Source organism: Nostoc sp. UHCC 0302 (assembly GCF_038096175.1).
In the GTDB taxonomy this organism is placed as follows: Bacteria; Cyanobacteriota; Cyanobacteriia; order Cyanobacteriales; family Nostocaceae; genus UHCC-0302.
In genome coordinates, this window is record NZ_CP151099.1 from 2544352 (window position 1) to 2566837 (window position 22486).

Genomic DNA, 22486 nt, shown 5'->3' on the forward strand with positions numbered 1-22486 from the left:
ATTGCTTTAATCAAGTTGTTAAGTCAGCTGGTTGCAGTAAATCCCGCTCCACAAAGGATAAAATCTACTTTGTGACCACCATTTTTGGTGTTGAATTGCAAAGGGATCGCAATATATTCCATGTTTACAGAGTGTTAAGTTTCTTAAAACTGGGAATGCTCACCAAAGCTAACAAGCAAAAGGACAAATCACTCTTTGGCAAAATCCCAAAATTGTTAATTGGGAGAGAAGTATGAGCGGCAGCTATTGCCAATCAAAACTTCGGACTTTTTAATCAACCGCAACCGATTTTGAGGAACTTGAGATTGTATGGCTAACGTTTATGACTGGTTTGAGGAACGCTTGGAGATTCAGGCGATCGCTGAAGACGTAACCAGCAAGTATGTCCCTCCCCATGTCAATATCTTTTACTGTCTGGGTGGAATTACCCTAACTTGCTTTCTCATCCAGTTTGCCACTGGATTTGCCATGACATTCTACTACAAGCCAACAGTCACCGAAGCTTACTCCTCGGTGCAGTACATCATGAATGAAGTCAACTTCGGCTGGCTAATTCGCTCCGTCCACCGCTGGTCTGCCAGCATGATGGTGTTAATGATGATTTTGCACACCTTCCGGGTTTACCTGACTGGTGGTTTCAAAAAGCCCCGCGAATTGACCTGGATAAGTGGTGTGATCTTGGCAGTAATCACCGTTTCCTTTGGCGTGACTGGCTACTCTCTGCCTTGGGATCAAGTTGGCTACTGGGCTGTAAAAATCGTCAGCGGCGTACCAGAAGCAATTCCTGTAGTTGGTGTTCTAATCTCTGACCTGCTACGCGGCGGTTCTAGTGTTGGACAAGGAACACTAACTCGCTATTACAGCGCACACACCTTTGTGCTGCCTTGGTTGATTGCAGTCTTCATGCTGTTTCACTTCTTGATGATTCGCAAACAAGGTATTTCTGGGCCTTTGTAATCTCGGCTATTAGCGAAACACAAAAGTTTTCAGTTTCCAGATGGAGTTGTTTGTTTTAAACTTATGAAAAATAAGAATCTAGCCACAAATAAGTTACAAGAAAACAAGCACTTACATCTGAAGCTGAAAACTGTAGACCACCTCAAAGCGGCTTGCCGCAGACTAGGTTTGCCTGAAAGCTGACAGTATTCGCAAATGCCATAATTCAAGTTAAGTAGGAGAACACATAAAAAAATGGCAACACAAAAAAAACCTGATCTGAGCGATCCTACGTTAAGAGCCAAACTCGCCAAAGGCATGGGCCACAACTACTATGGCGAACCTGCTTGGCCTAATGACCTACTTTACGTATTTCCAATCGTAATCATGGGTTCGTTCGCTGCTATTGTGGCTCTAGCTGTGCTAGATCCCGCTGGAACCGGTGAGCCAGCAAATCCTTTTGCCACCCCCTTGGAAATTTTGCCAGAGTGGTACTTGTTTCCTGTATTCCAGATTTTGCGATCGCTTCCTAACAAACTTTTAGGAGTGTTAGCAATGGCATCTGTACCTCTGGGCTTGATCCTCGTTCCCTTTATTGAGAACGTCAACAAGTTCCAAAACCCCTTCCGCCGTCCAGTTGCAACCACAGTGTTCCTCTTTGGCACTCTGGTGACTCTATGGCTAGGTATCGGTGCAGCCTTACCATTAGATAAGTCTCTGACCTTGGGACTTTTCTAAATTAGTCACGACAAACTGTTTTGACGCCTGTGAGTTTCAAGAGTATATATTTAGGTATGCTTTTGATAAAATTAACAGGCGTCAATTTTAATAGTCCTGATAGAATCTAAGATTTTAAGTTTTGGATTAAAATGGTATTCCAGAAGCTAAAATCGCTAAAAGTCAACAAATACAAACAATTTTCACTTACTTATTATTCAAGTCACGGTCAATGCTTAGCGCAATGCAGCAAGACCATCTGACGGTGAAGAGCGAACTCAAGCTCCTAAACCAAGTACAACAATGGTTTGATCAATTTTGTCGGCAACATTTGTCTCAACTCGGCTGGTCACCAACCCAACTTTCTTGCCTCAAATTAGCATTAGCAGAAGGTTTTACCAACGCTGTTCGTCATGCCCATCACGCTTTACCACCGGAAACAACCATAGAAATTGACATTTGTCTATGGATTGACCGATTAGAAATTAAAATTTGGGATCACGGAAAACCTTTCAATCCTGATGCGATCGCCGAGCCAGAACCAGGTACTTTGCAAGTAGGTGGATATGGATGGTTTCTCCTGCGGCGTTTGGCTGACCGTGTTGTCTACGAACGTGGTGCGGATGGTAGAAATTGTCTACTCATAGTTAAATACTTTGTAGAAGGACAACAGTAAGGGTAAGGCATCATAAAAGTATGTAAAGCAAGAATGCATCTGAAAGTCGAAAGCATTCTTGCTTCACCATTAAACTCAGTTTTACTCCTAATAGAGATTAAAAGCAATTAAAAGTGGTGCTGTCTTTTAAGTCCTATGTTTGAGCGCAATTGAGTATAAAGCCAGAACCTCACAGAGTAAAATAAAGGCTCCCCCCTCTCCTTAGTAAAGTTACGGTGTACACACAAGTCGGAAAACCTTATCCACAATTGATTTGAATCTGGTAGCGTGCTTTATGGGCTTTAGTCCTAACGTACCGGAAATCTCTGAAGGCGAATGAGCGTCTGGGGTTTCCCCAAGTGGAGGAGCCAGCCGCGTAGGGGGGTCTCCCGACTTGAGCGGACTGGCGTCAAGCGGCGTCAGGCGACTGCTGAACCCGAAAGGTGCGTTAGCTTACGGCGTAACACACCCTTGTATATTGAAAGAAGTGGTAGACCGTCGCACCCTTGGTCATATTAGACCGCTTTGTAGCATGGGTCACTACAAAAATCTCCATGACAGAACTCGAACAGTCGCCGGGGTCAAAACTTTGAGTACTGATATTTAAAGCATACAGTCCGTATCGAGCAAGGAAGAGTGAAATCAAGGGGATGAATTCAACATAAAAATTAGCAATGTTGATTGGTAAAAATGGACAATATTTCTGTAGGGGTGGGGATTGATGTTAGCAAAGCCACACTTGATGTTTACATCTGTCCAATGGGTAAAGCATTAAAGGTTGCTAACACAGAAGTAGAAATAGTTAATCTCGTTGAGTTATTAAAATCCTACTAGATCAACCTAATTGTCTTAGAAGCAAGGGGGGGATTAGAAAAAGAACCAGTAATTCAATTACAAGCCGCTTTGTTACCTGTGGCATTAATTAATCCACGCCTTGGCAGAGATTTTGCTAAAGCGACAGGGGAGCTTGCCAAAACGGATGCTATTGATGCACAAATTTTGGCACACTTTGGGGAAGCAATGAAACCCTAAGTGTTAGCAATTGAATCAGAAACAGCACGTCAACTGAGTGAATTAATTAGTCGTAGAAGACAATTAGTTGAAATGCAGACAGCAGAAAAAAATCGCCGCTCACGTTCTTGTGGTAAAGCATTGGCAGATATTGAGGCTGATATTGAATATCTTGAAGGTAGTCTCAAACAACTCAATCAAGAAATTCAGGAATTGACTCAAAACAATACTCAATGGATTGAGCAAGTTAATTTACTCAAAACTACTCCTGGTATTGGTCAAGTTATTTCTACAACCCTAGTTTCTGACTTACCATAACTAGGGAAGCTAACCGCTAAACAAATCTCTCGTTTAGTTGGTGTCGCACCAATTAATCATGATAGCGGGTAACACAAAGGTAAGCGGATGATTAATAGTGGTCGCGCTGATGTTCGCGCCACTCTTTATATGGGTGCTGTTGTTGCTATGCGTCATAATCCGGTTATCAAAGCTTTTTATGAGCGCCTTGTTGAGCATGGTAAATCAAAAAAATTGGCTCTGACTGCTTGCGTTCATAAAATGTTAATCATTTTAAATGCAATGGTTAGAGATAATCTACTTTGGTGCATTTCTAACCATAAACAACCAATTGTTAACGCTTAGTGACCTCATCATTTTTATACTTTTAATTAGTCTCACTCGTGAACGATCGCATTCCTTGGGTCAATTGATTCTGCTGTTTTACCTACACCAGAGATCCAGCAACTGAGAAAGATTCGGCGGCGCAGCAGAGTGTCTGATGCGGGCTTTGACTATTTAGACTACAAGCCCCAAGTCTTGTAGCCCGTACCAAACACCGTCGAATCTAGCGCTGCGTTCCTCAGTTGCGTCAATCCTCCTACCCTCGCTTTTTTGTTAATGAGCGCTTGACAATCAAGACAGTCGCTACATCTATATCAAATTTATATTTCTTTATATACCTTGAATTTTTATCACCGACTTACTTGCTTACAGATGTAAAATTATTAACATCTAGCTGGTATCATGTTATAACTATGTTAACTAACACAAATAATTACATTTCATCTTTCATGTATAAAACATGATTTTTGTCATCTATCATACTAGAGATAATTTTTGATAGATGCATCAATAGGTGTAGTCTTATTTATAAAAAATAGCAATGCTAATTACTGATTTTTTAGAAATGAATTAGTTAAATTAGCAGTAATATGTTGTTAGCAAACAGCAATTAGCCCATTAAATGCTATCTATATATCTTTCAGCGGTTCAGTTGCAGCTTATGCCAAGCCTCCTGATTCACATAGCAGTTTTCTCAAAAAAATATTTTATTCATGCACTAGTTTCGGCAATTCTGATGTTCCAAACTGGTTACAGTTTCTCAAGCAAATATTAGTATCTCTGGTACATACATCACAAGTAGAAGGCTGATAGTTTTCATAACTTGACATTTAATATCAATGGCAGTTTTAGCTAGTTACTGTTAGCTTTTTGCTTAGATTAAGTGTCGAATATTTTTCATTGGGTATGCAAAATATTCTCAGTTATGTGTTATTACACTCATGTAAATTACTAATACAGCAGAATTCAAGAGTCAGAAGTCAGAAGGAAAACAAGCTTTCTACCTAACTTTACTTCGACTCCTTTCGGCTTCTCTACGAGACCAAGGCGTAGCTTGCTTCCCCCTAGGGGTACGCTCAAGGCAAGCTGCTCAGTAATCATGAGACCTATATTGTGTACTTCATCAACTTGAAATCTGCTGTAACTGCTTCATAACTTACATTTCACTTAAATATAGGTAAAGAATTAATGTGGTTAAGTACACGAGCAATCTTACGTGTCAATAATCGCCAATGGCTTGACTATTTTGACTCTCTGGGTCTCCCCCATAGAACAGAAATTCGCAGTATCGATTCTTGGTGCAATCCTCACGTTCATTACTCCGAAAATTTTCGCTTGCACTCACTAGAACAAGCTTGGGATTTACTTGATTGGTTACCTAGTCCTATTTCTATACGGCAATATTATCTCCTTTTTACAAATGCCGATAAACAAAGGATTTTATTAAACCATCCTCGATTGCAGTTACTGGGACATGATTTATTAGATCGCGAATTTAACTCTTCATTGTTAAACTATCGTCCCTGGAAAGGAACTTTAGCTCCTCTTGCTCAAAGGGTTAATAAGTACGGTCTACTTAGTTGGGATGATGCTAAAGCTGCTCAAGCCATTCTTCCAGAACTTTGGCATGGTGTACCTCGTTCATGGGTAACAATTGGGGCTTTATTTGAAATTTTGCCCCTAATGGCATAATATTAACGACTTATTGAAGAAAAATACGTTCGTTGCAATTCTGAAGCATAAGGAAGAAATAAGTAGTTTTTTGTGGACTGCACCTATCAAGGTTTAGACTATATCCGCTTTCAGTCAGCCGCTAAACTAGCTCTATAAAAATTGTAACTTTAGTTATATATCTCTAGAAGAAATTAGACTTGTATATTTCTCTCTAAAGAACCATGAATTTGGTAGATTTACAGACATAATTTAAAGCAATAAGACAACTCTAATGAAAAGCTTTTCGAGTTTCCCACTAGCTCAAAAGCTAGCAAAGGATTAATAATTTACAAGGAGTTTTATTATGTCAGATACTAGCAACCGTGGTTTTGCTTCCATGGATGAAGATAAACAGCGTGAAATTGCCAGCAAAGGCGGACAAGCTGCCCATGAAAAAGGTACTGCTCATGAATTCACTTCTGAAGAAGCTCGTGAAGCTGGACAAAAGGGCGGAAAAGTTGCTCATGAAAAAGGTACTGCTCATGAGTTCACTTCCGAAGAAGCTCGTGAAGCTGGGCGTAAGGGTGGTGAAAGTGTAAGCCAAGATAGAGAACACATGGCTGACATTGGCCGTGAAGGTGGCAAGAAGTCTCACAATGACGATTGAGCAAAGCTCAGTGCCGTTCGCGTTAGCATCTCCTAAAGGAGAAGGCAATCGCAATTCAGATAGAATGCCGCTTAATTACAGCAGAATTCAGAAGCCAGGAGTCAGGAATAAAAGAGGTTTTATATATAGCTTTTAAACTTAGACCCTGTACTTCGTTTACTTGCCAACTGCTGTAAATTGAAACCTGAATTCTGCTGTATATTCAAGCGATCGCACTTTACCCCCAATGACTTCAACACTCTCAATCGTAAAGGTTTCGCACTTAAAAAGCTCCTGAATTCTGAAGAATGTATTCTTCTTCAATTTGGTATCAGGGGCAACATTGAAGTATTGGGGGCTTTGAAGGATCTACTAGCGATAATCCTGTCGCTGAATATCTCGCAGACGAGCCGCATCACGCATACCATATTCAGGACGACAAAAACGATTTAATTGCATTTCAAAAAATTCTCGATTGGCTTGTAAATGCTTGGGATTTGGGTCATCTAAAGGATATAAAAGTGCAGTTCGCAAAGCTTGAATTACCGCAGATGTGACATTGTACATTGACCGCTGGAAAGTAACTCCCAACTGAATCAACATATCGTCTTCACTGCGGCAATATTTTTTGTAGTACTCAACAAGATATTCTGGCAAAAAATGCAACATATCTTGCATTAACAGTGTTGGTGGAATGCCTGCTGTACCAACAGGAAATACATCGGCATAGAGAATACCATAGTGGAAATCTTCCTGCTTATCAGGTACTTGACCCGCTTGAGCATTGTAAGATTTTGTTCCCCGAAAAGGAGCAGTACGATAAAAGACAGCTTCGACGTAGGGTAATGCTGCTTCGTAAAGCCAAGTAAAGCCTTTGGATTTGGGGATAATTTCGTAGCATTCGCCTCGAATATAAACATGGTGGTAAATGGGACGGCCTGCGATCGCAAAAATTCCATTCACCAAGAAATTCATGGCATCGGGGACGCCTTTAAATCCACCTTCGTCATAGATGTCTGACATTTCAAAGAAAACTGGAGCCATGACTTCCCAGAACAAGCCCAGATTAGCGTAGTAAGACATCTGGCGGCACTGTTCTAAAAACATATCTGGAAATAGCTTGTAGAGTCCCAGCATGAGGGGATTACCTTGAAAGTATGCCCTAATTGCCCTGTCTGCATTGGCTTTGTACTCTTCGCTATCCAAATAAGCATCAAATTGATTCACTGGCGTGTACATCTGACGATGCCAAAGCATAGCCCGCATACAAGCTTCGGCAAATTCCATGTTGATGCGATCGTGAAACAAGTGATGTAATAACTTTGGCATTTTGAAAGTTTCACCCTTTTCTATAAATGCCAAAAGTTCGGGGTGGGCAGTTGCTTTACCACGCCAAATTCGCAAATCTGCATCATCACCTGCATAGTGATTGTGGCGCTCTAAATACTCTTCGGGCAAGAAATATTTAAATAAAGGCAACGGTTCTAAAAATACGCGTTCGGCAATATAAAGCAAGTCACGCCAATAAAAATCCATCGGCACTGCATAAGCTTTATAAATACCGATAATTTGCATGAGGTTTTCTGGCGTATCCGGTAACATGGAACCGCCAGCTTCCAAGCGATGAATTACTTCTGCAAATTCATGTGTAGAAGGAGGTAATTTAGTTACAGGTCTATCTGGAGTTTGTACCATTTCAATTTCCTCTGTTTTTGGGAACTGGGAACTGGGAACTGGGAACTGGGGATTGGGGATTGGGGACTGGGAAGTGGGGAAGGTGGGGCCCCTCTGGGGATAAGGGGTAATGGGGATTAACAGTGCTGAGTCAAAAGTCAAAAGTCAGAAAATAGTAATTATTTTCTTAATCTCCTCCTTGTCCCCCTTGTCTCCTTGCTTCCCCTTCCCCCTACTCCCTGCCCCCCTGCTCCCTCATTCCTTAAGGGCTAGTTGGGGAGTTACAGTTTTTTCCAAAGCAGGTATTGTTGCAACCATTGCTGTAGTTGTCGGTTCTGTCCAACGCACTAACCAGGTAGGTTGTACTCCTAAGAATATGATTAGGGCTGCCAAGATGAGGGCTGGCATTTTCTCATGCCATTGAACTTGTTGATAGTAAGCAAGGCTGCTATCAAGTCTGCCGAAACAGGTGCGATTGAGAAGGATGACAAAGTAGACGGCAGTTAAGCCAGTTGCAACTATGCACAATAAAGTGGGAATAGGAAAAACAGAGTAACTGCCTTGGAAGACAATAAATTCGGCGATAAATCCTGTCATACCTGGAATGCCTGCGCTAGCCATTGCGCCTAAAACAAGTAGAGCGCTGGTGAGAGGTAAACCACGTATGGGACTCATCAAGCCATTGAGTTTATCTAACTCGCGGCTTCCCACCTTGGCTTCTACGATTCCCACCAAATGGAAGAGGATGGCGAGGATAATACCATGGCTAAACATTTGGGCAACTGCACCGACGAGTGCTAAGGGGGTGCTAGCAGCGGCAGCTAAGAGAATGTAACCCATGTGTCCAATCGAACTGTATGCCACCATGCGCTTGATGTCTTTTTGAGCGATCGCTACTACAGCTCCGTAAATAGCACTTACTGCTCCCCAAATTGCCAAAGATGGGGCAACAATACTCCAAGCATGGGGAAATAGTGCCAGTCCAAACCGCAAAATACCGTATGTTCCTAGCTTTGCCAATACGCCGCCAAGAAGAATGGCGATCGGGGCGGAAGCTTCAACGTAAGCATCTGGTAACCAAGTATGCAAGGGAACCAGAGGAATTTTGATCCCAAAACCTAGTATTATTCCCACTAACAGAATGATTTGCAGTGCAGTTGATAGGCCTTGGGTAGAAAGTGCATCATAATTAAAGCTGGAGGAGCCAGTTAGCCAGACTACACCTAAGAAAGTCGCCAGAATCAAGGCTCCAGAAACAGCAGTATATATAAGGAATTTAATCCCGGCGTAGCCTCGTTTTTGTCCTCCCCAAATGGAAATTAGCAGATAAAAGGGTATTAATTCTAGTTCGTAGAACAGGAAAAATAGCAGTAAATTTTCTGCCAGAAATGCACCTGCAACCCCGCCGCTCACGAATAAAACCAGGGAATAGAAAAGCCGGGGACGTTCAGTCTGCTGACTACTACTGTAAATAGCAATCCAGGTGAGCAGACTATTTAAAATCAACATTAAGATGGAAATTCCATCAACTCCAAGCTTATAACTCAAACCAAGAGTTTCGTTCCAAGGTAGATACTCTTGTAACTGCATTCCTGGATTATTAATGTCAAATTTCAGCAGGAGGAAAAGATTCCAGAGAAGAATTATTCCAGAAAGAGTTAATGCTCCTAAACGAATACGATTGGCAGGAATATTTAGAGGCAAGCAGGCTATAAAAGCCGCAGTCACAATTGGGAGCCAAATCAAAACACTGAGCATGGGGAATTTAAGCTTGATTTGATTAATGGAGAATTTTAAAGTCTGTACTGTTCTATTTTGAGTTCAGCAAATGCTAACTAAATTAGGGTGACCTGACCATTATCTAAATCATAATAGCCACCAACAATGACTAGTTTTTTCTCAGCAACCAACTGCGAAAGAAGTGGAGAGGTTTTCAACTTTTGTATTTGTGACGCAACATTGGCTTTACAGGCATTTTCTACCTTGTCTCCAGGTTGATTTTTGACTGATTCTATGCCAGGTTTAATAGCAGCCAGTAAGGTCGCAATTTGACCTGGTACTTGAGCGCCTTTGACTGTGGCTTCTACCGCACCACATCTTTTATGTCCTAGCACCATAATTACTTTTGAACCTAATACTATACTGCCAAATTCCAGACTGCCGGTTTCTTCTGGCGTGGCAATATTGCCAGCCACGCGACATACAAATAAATCCCCAAATCCTTGATCAAAGATAATCTCCGAAGGAACCCGTGAATCTGCACAACCGAGAATAGAAGCAAACGGTTTCTGACCTTTAGCAACTTCTATTAACCGTGTAAAAGTTTGATTGGGATTTTTACGTTGTCTTTTGACAAATCGGTTATTTCCCTCTATAAGTTGTTGCAGTGCTTGCTCAGGAGTCATCTCATCTTTGGCAACTGCTTTTTGCGGAAAAACTAACTCAGAGCCTACTCCTACTGCTACTACTCCCGTACCTACTGCTCCTGCGCCTAACTTCAGTAAATTTCTTCTTGAAACAAATTTTTTCATTGTATTCTCTTCAGACTTTAAAGATTGACAGACAAATTGTACAATACTGAACTATTAACAATTAACCGAACTGAAACATGAAGGTTAAAAACTGATTTCCCCAAAATGGCCAGCTAACAAAAATTCCCAAAACACCAACTCCTAATAGAACTGTGAAAGCATAAAATTGAGCTTGTCCGGAGGTGATGTACTTGAGACTTTCGCCACCACCGATAAAAGCCAAACCAACTAAGTTAACAATCCCATCGACTACAAAACGGTCAACCATATCAGCCAATTTAGAAATTAGGTCAACACTCAAAACTATGCTCATCCGATAAAGTTTTGGTGTGTAAAAATCGTAGGCAATTAAGTCTTGCACAGGTTGCCAAGGCAGGCGAATAGGTTTTGGAATGATATTGCTCAGATAAATGACGCTGCTAATGCTGCAACCAAAAATAGTTGACCAAACCAGTAGTAAAGCAACATCTTTATTGAGACTTGCCCAACTCGGTAGAAGTGATAAGCTTTGCAACACTAAAGGTAGATGCAGAACAATACCAAACAAAATCATCATTGGTACAGCCATAGGAGCGTGAACTTCTGGCGATCGCTCACTCATTTGCTTGGGTTTACCACCAAAAATCAGACAGAATTCTCTCGTTAAACTGAAGGCTGTCAAAACATTGACTACTATCACCACTCCTACCAGCCAAGGTTTAATTTCCCAAAGTCCCGAAGCTAATTTCAACAATGCCCAAAAGCTTCCCAAGGGAGGAAAACCAATTAATCCTAGAGTACCGACAATATAAGCTAGTCCCGACATCGGACGGCGTGACCACAGTCCACCTAACTGGCTGACGTTTTGGGTGATGCTGTTCCAGATGATTCCACCTGTACTCATGGTTAACAATGCTGCGGCAAGGGCGTGGGTAAGTACTAACAACAGTGCGGCTTCGTCTTGCTGTGTGCCAACAGCAATAAACACCAAACCCATGTAAGCACTCACTGAATAGGATAAGCAGCGTTTGATATCAATTTGAGCGATCGCAATTATAGAAGCACCCACTGCCGTTACCGCACCGATAGCTACCATTGCTGAAGAAACTATGGGGGATAGACTCAAAACAGGTTGCAATTTAATTAGTACCCAAGCACCGCTCGCAACTACTACCGAGTTCCGTAAAATTGTACTGGGAACAGGCCCTTCCATCGCCTCATCCAACCAGAGATGCAGAGGAAATTGAGCGCACTTACCCATTGGCCCGGCAACAAGTGCTAAACCAACAAGTGCCAAAAGTGTTGGGTTCACATTGGCAGTAGCCGCCCAATTAGCTAATTCTGTATAATTCCAGGTTCCAGCTAGAGGCCAGATTGCCAGCACTCCCATCAGTAGGAATAAATCTCCTACCCGCTTAGTTAAGAAAGCATCTCTAGCACCTGTAACTACCAAAGGCTGACTAAACCACAACCCAACTAACAAGTAGGTTCCTAAAGTCAGCATTTCCAGAATTACATAGCTGAAGAATAAGTTATTACAAAGGGCTAAGGCACAAAGTCCCGCTTCGAATAAGCCTAATAGAGAATAAAAGCGTCCCCAACCCCAATCCATTTCCATGTAGCCAATGGCATAAATCTGCGCCAGCAAATTTAAGCCGGCAATAACCACCATTGCGCCTACACTCACTGCGGAAATTTCTAAATCAATAGAGAGGTTTAAACCAGCAGTACTCAACCAAGGTATAGATACTTCATAAGGCAGTTGATTCCAGGCAGCTGGAAATGATAAAGCAGCATGGACAAACGCGAAAAATGTCATGACTAAATTGACATAACCCGCAGGTCTTGGCCCGGTACGCCGAATAATTCCCGGCGACCAAGGTACGGCTAAAAGCCCACCAATCAAGGCGTAACAAGGCACTAACCAAACTGTTTCAAGCAAAAATTGAGCCATTAACTCACCTCAAAAAATTTGCAGCAAAACAAAGCGCAGTTGTAAAAATCAACTGTTCTTTTTAGGTAATGTTAACTATGGAAACTAAGACAAATTAATTTTTGCTTAATCTTGTTAAAAATAGATTAGCTTTATATGTATCAAAAGAAAACAACTCCAGTTAGATAATTAAACGATATTTGCTCTAATAAAATCTTATATGTTTATTCTTAAATGGTAAATATAACTTACAGTCTATGATTATTGTTTAAGTTAACTAATAGTATCTATTGATTTAAATATATGGTTCTAAACTAATACACTTGTTGCATATTGCTGGCGCTTATTAGCAAGGAAATGAAACAAAACTTCAACTAAAACGGCTTTAGTATATTATCTAACCATTCAACTCACCGTACTTGGGACTCCACCAACCTTTTTGTGTGCTGAAATAAGCCACATCCTTATGTTTCTGATCTTGGCGAGATTGAGAATTAGAACACCGGAGCATGGTTTTACTCTGTTCATCCTTGATATAGCTGTATTCCTCCAAAGGTTTTTTACACACTGGGCAAGAGTAAGAAGTTAATTTTACTTGTGGCTTTTCTCGATGCTCACTTGCAGATGCCTTGGTTCGTGGTGCTGACCAAGCCTTATTGTTGTCACTCCAAAACAGTACAACATTTTCACAGCCGCTTGTGCATTTGAGAAAGTACTTCTTTTTAACTTTGCTGCTCTTAATTTTAGACAGAGCTTGATTGCATTGTGGGCAACGAGTCCTAGAAGTTTCATATTTGCGCTCTGTCGTAGCAGATGTATTGGTGTTTGTGCCACTGATTACTACAGTCTTAGCTTTTGCTAACGCTGGCGTAAAGTAATCCTGGTTCCAAGTGCTGAGGTATTGTTGCCAGCTTTTCTTTCCGAGAGCGATCGCATCTAATGACTCTTCCATTTTCGCGGTAAACTCCGCCTCCAATAAATCTGGTAGTGCCTTGAGCAAAAAGTCATCTACTTCTAATCCCAAAGCTGTTGGGTGGAGGTTTCCTTTGGTGAGTTCTATGTAACCCCGTTTCTTGAGAGTTGAAACGGTTGGGGCATAAGTACTGGGGCGACCAATTCCTCTACGTTCCATCAACTGTACTAGTTTCGGTTCACTATAACGTGGAGGTGGCTGAGTCTGTTTCTTTTCATGAGCCGCATTTTCTAAGTTGAGTACCTGTCCCTGGTGTAAGGTGGGTAAAACTGTATCCTTGCTGAGATTATTCCAGTAACGAGCATAACCGTAGAATTCAATTACCTGTCCTGTAGCTTTCCACAACAAATTACCAGACTGAGTAATGACTTGAGTTTTACGTAACACAGCAGCTTTACACTGGGAAGCGATCGCTCGTTTCCAGATCATTACATACAGGTTAAACTCGTCCTCCGGTAGCTGGGAACGTAATTCAACGCTTGGACGAAATACATCTGTTGGGCGAATCGCTTCGTGTGCTTCTTGAGCAGTTTTACTACTGCGGTGGCTGGCAACTTTTTGCGGCACATTCTGCGGGTCATTTTGCTCCAACCACTGACGAGCGCTGGTGCAAAACTCTGGACTCAACATCACTGAGTCGGTTCGCATATATGTAATTAGCCCTGCCTCATACAGCTTCTGTGCAAGTAGCATTGTTTTGTCTGGTGCAAATTTCAGCTTTGCCCCTGCGGCTTGTTGAAGTGACGAAGTAATAAACGGTGGCGGCGGTTGGCGGTTAACTACTTTTCCTTCTAGCTGGATGACTTGATGCGGATAACGCCCTGCTTCTTCAACTAATCGTGTTGCTTCAGCTAGAGTTAGAACGCGCTTCGATTCTGGTGTTTCTGGGGTATTGCTACTGACAGCATCATCATGTGCTGACGATTCTTGCTGTGTTGATTGTGCAGAAGAGTTAACTGTCCCATTGTAAAAAGCGCGGAATTCTTCCTTGTAATCAACCCAAACATTCCAATAGTCCTGGGGTACAAAAGCCTGAATTTCTCTCTCTCGGTTGCATATCAGGTGCAAAGTGGCACTTTGGACTCTGCCTACACTCTTAGCACCGTTGTTCAAAGCCCATACTAACGGGCTTCCCTTGTAACCCACTAGTTTGTCTAGGCAATCTCGGCATAGTCCCGCCCCTATCAAGTTTTGGTCAAGTTTTCTGGGGTTAGCGATCGCACTTTGTACAGCTGATGCTGTAATTTCTGTGTACACTACTCGTTTCGGTTCTCTTAGCCCTAGCACCTCTTTCAAATGCCAAGCGATCGTTTCTCCTTCACGGTCTGGGTCAGTTGCTAAAACTACTTCATCCACCTGCTTGACTGCTGCCTTGAGCTTTCCAATCGTTTCTTTCGCCCGTTGGTCACGTGGAATATAATTGCAGCGCACACTGCTGCCATCTATAGTAAAGCCGAGCGAATCTTCTCCTTGGTCACTCAGTTCTCGAATGTGACCACAAGAGGCACGTACAATCCAATCGTTACCTAAAATCTGACTAAGTTTTTTGACTTTACCGGGAGATTCGACCACCAAAAGGCGTTTTGGCATAGCAGCTATTTAGGAATTTCTTAATTTAATATTTTAGTATTAATGTACTACAAAACTGTTCTTAAAATGCTTCGCACTTCACCAATATCAACAACAGATGTAGTATTACATTACCTAAAATTGATCAAGATTTAGCTTATTGTATGAATAGTCCCTTCCCCTTAGACCCTCCCCAAAGTGCATTAAAGCCACTGTTAGTATTACGAGATCACTACGCGCCCTTGGTAGAACAATACGAAAAACTATATACTCAAGCCAAAGACAATCTCAGCCATATCGAGGCTTTGTTGTCTAGCTGGGATCTAAGTGCTACTAGCAATGCGACTGTAACCACAAATAAAACCGAATCAGCACCGGCAGACTCGTTTTTTAGCGTTGACACAATTCCTGAGCAGAATACCAATGTTATAGAGTCTATCTCTCCAGACGCTATAAATAATCTATTGTTAGATGAAGAATCTGATGCGGTTACAGATACTCCTCCGCTGCCGGAGCCGCCCGCATTGCCGCTCATTGAAACAGTACCTTTAAACCAACAGCGATCGCTCTACGGGGTAGAAATTCCCATGCTGCCCCAATATCAATCTCTCAGTCGCGCTGAAGCCATCAAAAAAGTGTTACAGGAACATATTGGCGCTATCTGTCACATAGATTTCATTGTGAAATTGCTTTACGGAGACTTAGAACCAGATGTGTTTAAACTAGTGAAGAGTAGAGTTCAGTCTTCGCTAACTCAGGGCAGAGAAAGTAATAAATGGTACAGTATTCCTGATCAGCCTGGCTGTTACACTCTAAATTTAAGTTTGCTAGTCGCAGACAATCACAATGCTGGATCTTCCATAACCAAAGCCAAAAAGAATAAACAACCATTAACACCTCCAAAACCAAAAGTCATACCGATGCTCAAAGCATTTGAAGGCCAATTTTTAATTGATGCCTTATCTACTTTTTTGCAACAAAATGCTCAAAAAGCTTTCCATATCGATGAAATTGTCAACGGAGTTTATGGAAAACTTAATGCGGCTGATTTTAGAGAGGTAAAAGTCAAGGTACAGAATGAATTATCGCGCGGTTATCGCACAGGAAGATTTTCTAGAGTGCCTGACAAATTCGGATTTTATACTTGGGACAAAGAGTTGATCAATTAAGTAAAAGCGGCTTTCTGCATCAGGTATTAATAAGGCGAAAGCACTCCGGTAGTAATAAAAAGCCCCAGCTATTTTGCTGAGGCTAATGGGAAATACCGATGAGAAAAAGCAATGTTGAAATCTAAAAATTTTAGCTAACTGCAAAAGCCAGCATTACTACAGCACTCACGAATATGGCTGCTACCGCACCTTGTACAACATATCTGCGTTGTTCCCAAATTGCGGGATACTCGGCATAGTATGCTTTTGGTTCAGATGGGTAGTTATTGAGAATGCCGTCTTCATTAGTTGTGGTGTACATAGCTTTTAAAAGGGTTTGTTAACTTATGTAAATAAATTTAACAAAAATATTACAAATAGTCAACAGCACTTGACGTTGAAAAGCAAATACTATCCATTAGAGTAACTTATCAGCTAATTCACTCATGCAAGGTGTTTGTTTAGTATTTATGTACTATAAAAAACACCTGACTTGATAAATTCGTTTGGCGTTTTTCAGCAGCATAGAGAAGATAAGCTTTTAAACTGCAAAACCTCAAATACAGCAGAATTCAGAAGCCAGAAGTCATACCAATTTGAAAAAAGAATGTGACAAATAGACCATCTGTAGAGACGCGATTCATCGCGTCTTCATCCAAAGATGTGTTGCAATCATTAATTGAATTGGTATCAGGAGTAAAAAAGATTTTGTATATAGCTTTTAAACTTAGACACTGTACTTCATTTACTTGCAAACTGCTGTATCTTTCAAATACTCACCGTTTGACACCAGTTGCCAGCAGAAAAACCCTAACTCGCTGCATCTAATTCCAGAGTTGCTGGCTGTTCTGGCAAAGCGACAGCATTCAGTTCTTTGATAAAAGCTTCAATCCCTTTACCTGCTGCGGACTGCTTACCTACTTTCAGTTTAGCAAGGACACTTGAGCGTATTGCTTCATAATCTGGCCGTGATTGCAGCTCAACAGAAGCAACTTCTTCTTTTGGGGTGTTTATTCCTTGCAATCGGTCATCCACTAAGTCTTTTATCTGAGTAATTGCATCTGTTAGTTCTTGCCTTATCACCTGTTTTATGTCTTCATCATTAGACAGTACAGACGAAGTAATAGCTTTCATCTCTTGTCTAACTATCTCCTTAATATCTTCAGCCGTAGATAACTTTGGTGTAGTTTTAGACTGACCCAGAATTCCCTTGAGCAATCTGGTCGCCGTTTTATTTAAGGACTCATTTTCTGAAATTTGCATTACTGACAAAGCTTTTATTTCAGCATCACTTAGCTGAATTGAAATTGTCATACCAGCCATACTCTAAACTCCTGTAAACATTTATCTCTAACTGACCGATTTTCTGCTACTAACATTTGTATACAGTTTATTTGACAATATGCTTGCTTGTATACAGTCTTTATAGACAAGTTATTTACTAGCCCAATTACCAAAACGTCCTTATCTAAACAATTTTTGTCTCACATTAGTTAATCTAGTCTCTAATCAACTAAGTTGCAATTACTTCAATTGTAACGTACCCTTACCAGACATCTATACTTAAAATGACGGATCAGTATCTAACTGAGATAATTACTGCATTTTCACTTCAAAAGCTCAAATTATGAGCAGGAAAATAATCTTGATCAAAAACTTTATCTCTTAAGCTATAGAAAGCAATACGCTAACGTATTTATGTTGGAAATAGTAGTACTAAAATTGAGAACCTATGACTAACAAAAAGGTCGTGCTAGTTACAGGAGCAGGCAGTTAACTGCTCAAAAGCTGGCTCAAGAGGGTTACTGCGTCTTCGGTACTAGCCGCAAGGAACATCAAGCCTCACAAGGTGTAGAAATGTTGAGGCTTGATGTTACCTCTGATTCTTCAGTGCAATCGTGTATCAAACAGTTGCTCACACAAACTAATCGCATTGATTTACTGATTAATAATGCCGGACAAATTCATGCCAGCATGATTGAGGAAACAAGTTTAGAACAAGCCAAGGAGATTTTTGAAACCAACTTTTGGGGTATTGTTCGCCTCACTAATGCTGTTTTGCCAGTCATGAGACAGCAGCGCAGTGGGCATATTATCAATATTAGTTCGGTAGCGGGATTGATTGGCGCACCGGGACAAGGATTTTACAGTGCAAGTAAGTTTGCACTTGAAGGTTATAGCGAAGCACTGAGCGTGGAACTAGACCCCTTCAATATTAATGTGTCTTTAATTGAGCCTGGTTATTTCAAGACCAACTTCAACCAGTCCATGCTACAAGCAGCTTTTGCTTATGCTGATTACGACACTGCACGTGATGTAATTGGCTCATCTGTGAACTAGGCAATTGCACAAGGCGACAATCCTGAAAAAGTTGTACAGACGATTGTCTATGTTGCTCGTAGCCATTCACCACGATTACGCTATCGTGTTGGGACTGAGGCGCAATGGTTGCCTCGGCTGAAAGCGATACTACCAGATAATCTGTTTCGATTTGCTGCACGCAAGCGGTTGAACCTACCATAAAATTTAGTAGTAAAATTTGAGTAATTAGTTCTATGTGTTCTTGTTGGATTTCTAGCCAGTTGTACAGCGACGACGCTCACTTTTTACAGTGCTGTATCAATCATGTAGAGCAATTTTACAGCACTCACACAACAACTGGCATAGAGCGGGACAAGTAATGCAGGGGCTTTGGTTGTATCTTCTCGTACAACTTCTTCATTGTCCCGCGCTGTTGATATCTCTATTAAAACTGCAACAGAAAAATATGAGTTGCCAAATTGCCGAAATCTGACTAGTAATTGTAAAAATCTTCATCCATACTGGACTGTTACTGCTTGGCATTCCTGGTACAATCCTTGCTCGAAGCTAAAGAAATCGTACGAGATTATTCAGTGTTTCGCCAAATTTTAAGGCAGATATCTTCAAATTTACACTCACCAGTTACAAGAGAGAATCTAACTGAGACAACTGAATGAGTAAGCTGCAAATCGGTACTAGTGGTTGGGTTTATAAACATTGGATGGGCATTTTCTATCCACCGCATCTGCCTAGTGACCAACAACTAGCATTTTACGCTCAACACTTTTCCACTGTAGAAATTAACTTTTCGTTTTATCGTTTGCCAGAGCGGTATGTGTTTGAAAATTGGCGAGAGCAAACACCTTCAAACTTTCTTTTTGCAGTCAAAGGTAGCCGCTATCTCACACACATGAAGAAGTTAAAAGACCCGATAGAGCCGCTAACTCGTCTGATGGAACGCGCATCTGGATTGCAAGAAAAGCTTGGGCCTATTTTATTTCAGTTTCCTCATACTTGGCACATTAATATTGACCGTCTCCAGCCCTTTTTAGAATTACTGCAAACCTACCCACAACAATTTACAGTTGAATTTCGTCATTCAAGCTGGCTGATTCCCCAAGTTTACAAACTACTGGAAAGTGCAGGTGTAGCCCTTTGTCTGCCTGTAAGCCCAGCAGTTCCTATTGATGTCTATTTGACTGCCCCTTGGACTTATATTCGTATGCACAGCGGTCAATGGAATGTTGGTTATAGCGATGAAGAGTTATCGATATGGGTTGAGCGTATCCGTTCATTTCTGATGCAAGGAATTGACGTTTACGTGTACTTCAACAATGACTCCGATGGATATGCTATTCGTGATGCTCAACGACTATCTATTTTGCTGGGATTATATTGAATTTCGATTTATTTATACCCTATCAAGTTAAATTTGTATATTGTCCGTTGTGCTAGATTCTCGCCACCATTCTTTGAGGATTAATGCTGACCAAAAAATAAATCCTAATATCGCTAAACCAGTTAACCCATCAGTCCAGATTAAGAGATGCATCTTGGCTGAGAATTGCGACATAGTACCATAGAGATAATGTCCTGGGCTTGCTAGACCCGTTAATGAGTAGACCGAAAGACAAGCATAAGCCAGCCAATACTTTTGATATTGATACAACCAATACCCGGCAATTCCTATAGCTGTAAAAATGAGCCACGATTGATAAATTGCAGAAGCGGTAATCCAGGTTGGTTGAGGATATTTTTCAATGAACAGATAATTATCAGTGAAGTGAATACCTGTAGAAATGATGCTGGCGAGTAGCAGAATTTTCAATAACCTCTGACGCTTGACTTCAAGATTCATAATCAGGTTTCCTCAAACTTAAATTCATGTATTAAACTCCAGCGATGTAAATTGCTATGAGTAAATTGAAGCTCCACTAAACAATAATCATCGTTTTACAGTACATCAAATAGTGACGGAAACGAGTTGCTCATCTACTTTTGAATATACATAAGGTGCGAACAAAGAACGTTCCTCTGGGCGTAACCGCCTTGGGCGCATCGTTTTTGTATCTACAAATAATCCTTTTTGCCATCCCTCTGCGGCTAGCATTCTCTGTTCTTTATAAAAGCAAAACTGCATAATAGCCGAGGCATTTTTCAGTTGTGAAATCCACATTTCCAACTGTACACGATCGCCTAAATAGAGCGGCGATTTATAAGTAATGTTAGTTTGCATCAGAACCGGAGCAAACCCTTGCTGAAAGATTTTCTGTGTTGGCATCCCTACTGCTTCCAGCAGTTTTGTCCGTCCAATTTCCATCCACTGAATATAGACACTGTTGTTCATGTGTCCAATGAAATCAATATGGAAGGAATACACCTCTAGCTCAAAGGAAATTTTTGCCATCCTCAAATCCTCAAAGTCACCGCTCAGTGACAAAGTATCATAGTCACTGAGCGGTGACAAGTAGATGAGAAAGATTCATGGCGCGGGACAAAGAAGAAACGAAGGCACGAATTCTAGCAGCAGTTGGTAAACTCTTGGCAGAATCAGGCTTTAAGCAATTAGGGGTGAATGCGATCGCCCGTGAAGCTGGGGTTGATAAAGTTTTGATTTATCGATATTTTGAGAATCTTCCCTCGCTGCTACAAACTTTTGGCAAGGAAGGCAACTACTGGATTACAGTTGAAGAATTAATTGGGGATGAAACAGCCGTTGATGCCGAATCTCTGGCTGACTGGATGATCTTATTACTAACGCGCTTCCTACATGACTTGCAAGAACGACCCATTACGCAAGAAATTGTGCGTTGGGAATTACTAGAAGGTAATGAGTTAACGCATGAATTGGCAAGTGTGCGGGATCATGTGGCAATTGAGAGTTTGAAATTTCTCAAGCAGAAGTATTCCTTCCCCCCAGATAAAGATATCCCTGCCATCAGTGCGGTTTTGATTGCTGGAATTGTTTATCTAGTGCTACGAACCAAAGTCAACGATACATTCTTAGGAATCGATTTCAGTTCACCAACCGGATGGCAACGGATTGAAGGAGCGATCGCATCTTTAGTCCAGGCAATTACTGAAATTGACGAATAAGTGTAATGACTATCGGCAACGTTAAGTATTTAAATTCATTCCGGATAACACTGCTGCAAGCGAGTCTATGTATAAAAAAGCGAATCGCATTGCATCATGATTAACCAAGTTACCACTTTAGAATCCTGTTGGCATACTTCTCCACCGTGGGGTAAAGCCATGCCACCGCTAGCTGTTCGAATCCTAGAAAAAGTCTTTTTGCCAAATTTCGATTTGTCGGGCTACTGCTGCGGTGTTCAGTGGGAAAAGCAGGAATGGATTTATGCGATCGTTTGCCAGAGTGAAACACTCTACTTGCCAAGGCAAGAATTTCAGGCAAAAAATGTACTAGAAAAGCCTACTGTTTCTACTCCGGCTTTTGAATTAGGGGATGTGGTTGAAGTTGATTTCAGTGAACAGCCGACACAGCGTATTATTCAAGGTATTTTTAGCCTCAAAAGCACTTGGCTTTATGGTGTAGAGTGGCGCTCCCCAATTTTAGAAGAAGGAGCATTTTCCCCAAGTAGAATCATCTGGCTTGCTGATGTTGATTTAATCAGCGTGGATGCATGACTGTTGTAAATTTTTTGTTATGACAAAGAAATTCTTCTTAACAAGCTAATGTAATTTATTTATCCAGGCTAGTTTGCTTGTAGTAAGGGCTTGGTTGCTGATTTTATGTAACTTCAATACCTATTAGCTTACACTTTCACTTAAAAATCGATGCTAATACCAATTCAATTAATGATTGCAACATATCCTTGGATGAAGACGCGATGAATCGCGTCTCTACAGATGGTCATTTGTCACATTCTTTTTTCAAATTGGTATAACTTATGAAAATTTGAATTAACTTTAGAAATCTTGAATTAGTTCTTTATTTAAAAAATCTAGCCTGTATAAAGATTGCCTTGCATGGGTTAGGGCATATGGAGAGTAGCAGCAATCAACAGATTGACCAAATAGATAATTGATTTCGGCTCTAAATAGGTCAAATGGAGTATTATTCAGATTAGAGAAGAAAAATTTTGCAATAATTTAATTTGAGCGATGGTTTTGCCTAA

The 22486-nt window shown here is 41.0% G+C and carries 19 protein-coding genes and 2 pseudogenes; 12 read left to right on the plus strand and 9 right to left on the minus strand.

Translation table 11 applies throughout. The annotated features are described in order from the left end of the window. Window positions 1-309 precede the first annotated feature (309 nt). The 7 genes and pseudogenes from WKK05_RS10465 to WKK05_RS10495 form a co-directional block, all read left to right on the plus strand. Window positions 310-957 (plus strand): cytochrome b6, encoded by a 648-nt coding sequence (locus WKK05_RS10465; RefSeq protein ID WP_341529666.1) that lies wholly within the window; start codon window positions 310-312, stop codon window positions 955-957. Between the two features lie 234 nt (window positions 958-1191). Beyond that, window positions 1192-1674 carry a cytochrome b6-f complex subunit IV gene (petD, locus tag WKK05_RS10470; RefSeq protein WP_341529667.1) on the plus strand — a complete coding sequence of 161 codons (483 nt, stop codon included), beginning with the start codon at window positions 1192-1194 and terminating at the stop codon, window positions 1672-1674. Between the two features lie 211 nt (window positions 1675-1885). Beyond that, a complete protein-coding gene (locus tag WKK05_RS10475; RefSeq protein ID WP_341529668.1) occupies window positions 1886-2329 on the plus strand; it encodes an anti-sigma regulatory factor in 444 nt (147 codons plus the stop codon). A gap of 373 nt (window positions 2330-2702) precedes the next feature. Next, window positions 2703-2915, plus strand: a complete 213-nt coding sequence (locus WKK05_RS10480; RefSeq protein ID WP_341529669.1) for a hypothetical protein — start codon at window positions 2703-2705, stop codon at window positions 2913-2915. Window positions 2916-2998: 83 nt separating this feature from the next. Beyond that, window positions 2999-3961: pseudogene (locus WKK05_RS10485) on the plus strand (IS110 family transposase). 1167 nt (window positions 3962-5128) lie between these two features. Beyond that, on the plus strand, window positions 5129-5632 hold the full coding sequence (locus WKK05_RS10490) for a hypothetical protein (protein ID WP_341529670.1): 504 nt from the start codon (window positions 5129-5131) through the stop codon (window positions 5630-5632). Between the two features lie 325 nt (window positions 5633-5957). Continuing rightward, window positions 5958-6248: pseudogene (locus tag WKK05_RS10495) on the plus strand (KGG domain-containing protein); the annotation flags it as partial. Window positions 6249-6611: 363 nt separating this feature from the next. Here the strand turns inward: WKK05_RS10495 and WKK05_RS10500 are convergent. The 5 genes from WKK05_RS10500 to topA all read right to left on the minus strand — a co-directional run bounded on the left by WKK05_RS10500 (window position 6612) and on the right by topA (window position 14919). Then, window positions 6612-7934: a CO2 hydration protein gene (locus tag WKK05_RS10500; protein WP_341529671.1), complete on the minus strand. Its 1323-nt coding sequence runs from the start codon at window positions 7932-7934 to the stop codon at window positions 6612-6614. A gap of 234 nt (window positions 7935-8168) precedes the next feature. Next, window positions 8169-9671 carry an NADH-quinone oxidoreductase subunit M gene (locus WKK05_RS10505; RefSeq protein WP_341529672.1) on the minus strand — a complete coding sequence of 501 codons (1503 nt, stop codon included), beginning with the start codon at window positions 9669-9671 and terminating at the stop codon, window positions 8169-8171. A gap of 77 nt (window positions 9672-9748) precedes the next feature. Beyond that, a complete protein-coding gene (locus WKK05_RS10510; protein ID WP_341529673.1) occupies window positions 9749-10444 on the minus strand; it encodes a carbonic anhydrase in 696 nt (231 codons plus the stop codon). Between the two features lie 61 nt (window positions 10445-10505). Next, the gene (locus WKK05_RS10515; RefSeq protein ID WP_341529674.1) at window positions 10506-12377 is read right to left on the minus strand and encodes an NAD(P)H-quinone oxidoreductase subunit F; all 1872 of its coding nucleotides are present in this window, start codon (window positions 12375-12377) and stop codon (window positions 10506-10508) included. A 376-nt stretch (window positions 12378-12753) separates the two neighbouring features. Next, complete coding sequence (gene topA / locus WKK05_RS10520; protein WP_341529675.1) at window positions 12754-14919, minus strand: type I DNA topoisomerase; 2166 nt, start codon at window positions 14917-14919, stop codon at window positions 12754-12756. A 143-nt stretch (window positions 14920-15062) separates the two neighbouring features. Between topA and WKK05_RS10525 the strand changes: the two genes are divergently transcribed. Beyond that, window positions 15063-16067 carry a hypothetical protein gene (locus WKK05_RS10525; protein WP_341529676.1) on the plus strand — a complete coding sequence of 335 codons (1005 nt, stop codon included), beginning with the start codon at window positions 15063-15065 and terminating at the stop codon, window positions 16065-16067. A 130-nt stretch (window positions 16068-16197) separates the two neighbouring features. Here the strand turns inward: WKK05_RS10525 and WKK05_RS10530 are convergent, their stop codons facing one another. Next, complete coding sequence (locus tag WKK05_RS10530) at window positions 16198-16368, minus strand: ssl1498 family light-harvesting-like protein (RefSeq protein WP_341529677.1); 171 nt, start codon at window positions 16366-16368, stop codon at window positions 16198-16200. Window positions 16369-16856: 488 nt separating this feature from the next. After that, window positions 16857-17360 (minus strand): hypothetical protein, encoded by a 504-nt coding sequence (locus tag WKK05_RS10535; protein WP_341529678.1) that lies wholly within the window; start codon window positions 17358-17360, stop codon window positions 16857-16859. Between the two features lie 474 nt (window positions 17361-17834). On the opposite strand from WKK05_RS10535, the gene WKK05_RS10540 reads away from it, so the two are divergent. Together WKK05_RS10540 and WKK05_RS10545 are read left to right on the plus strand one after the other, a co-directional pair. Beyond that, on the plus strand, window positions 17835-18386 hold the full coding sequence (locus WKK05_RS10540) for an SDR family NAD(P)-dependent oxidoreductase (RefSeq protein WP_341531058.1): 552 nt from the start codon (window positions 17835-17837) through the stop codon (window positions 18384-18386). Between the two features lie 634 nt (window positions 18387-19020). After that, on the plus strand, window positions 19021-19746 hold the full coding sequence (locus WKK05_RS10545; RefSeq protein ID WP_341529679.1) for a DUF72 domain-containing protein: 726 nt from the start codon (window positions 19021-19023) through the stop codon (window positions 19744-19746). Window positions 19747-19773: 27 nt separating this feature from the next. Here the strand turns inward: WKK05_RS10545 and WKK05_RS10550 are convergent, their stop codons facing one another. Both WKK05_RS10550 and WKK05_RS10555 read right to left on the minus strand, forming a co-directional pair. After that, entirely contained in the window at window positions 19774-20205 is a 432-nt protein-coding gene (locus WKK05_RS10550) for a hypothetical protein (protein ID WP_341529680.1), read from the minus strand. A gap of 105 nt (window positions 20206-20310) precedes the next feature. Next, window positions 20311-20754: an acyl-CoA thioesterase gene (locus WKK05_RS10555; RefSeq protein ID WP_341529681.1), complete on the minus strand. Its 444-nt coding sequence runs from the start codon at window positions 20752-20754 to the stop codon at window positions 20311-20313. A gap of 77 nt (window positions 20755-20831) precedes the next feature. Between WKK05_RS10555 and WKK05_RS10560 the strand changes: the two genes are divergently transcribed. Together WKK05_RS10560 and WKK05_RS10565 are read left to right on the plus strand one after the other, a co-directional pair. After that, window positions 20832-21443 carry a TetR/AcrR family transcriptional regulator gene (locus WKK05_RS10560; protein ID WP_341529682.1) on the plus strand — a complete coding sequence of 204 codons (612 nt, stop codon included), beginning with the start codon at window positions 20832-20834 and terminating at the stop codon, window positions 21441-21443. 96 nt (window positions 21444-21539) lie between these two features. Then, on the plus strand, window positions 21540-21995 hold the full coding sequence (locus WKK05_RS10565) for a DUF1392 domain-containing protein (RefSeq protein ID WP_341529683.1): 456 nt from the start codon (window positions 21540-21542) through the stop codon (window positions 21993-21995). The last annotated feature ends 491 nt before the right edge of the window (window positions 21996-22486 follow it).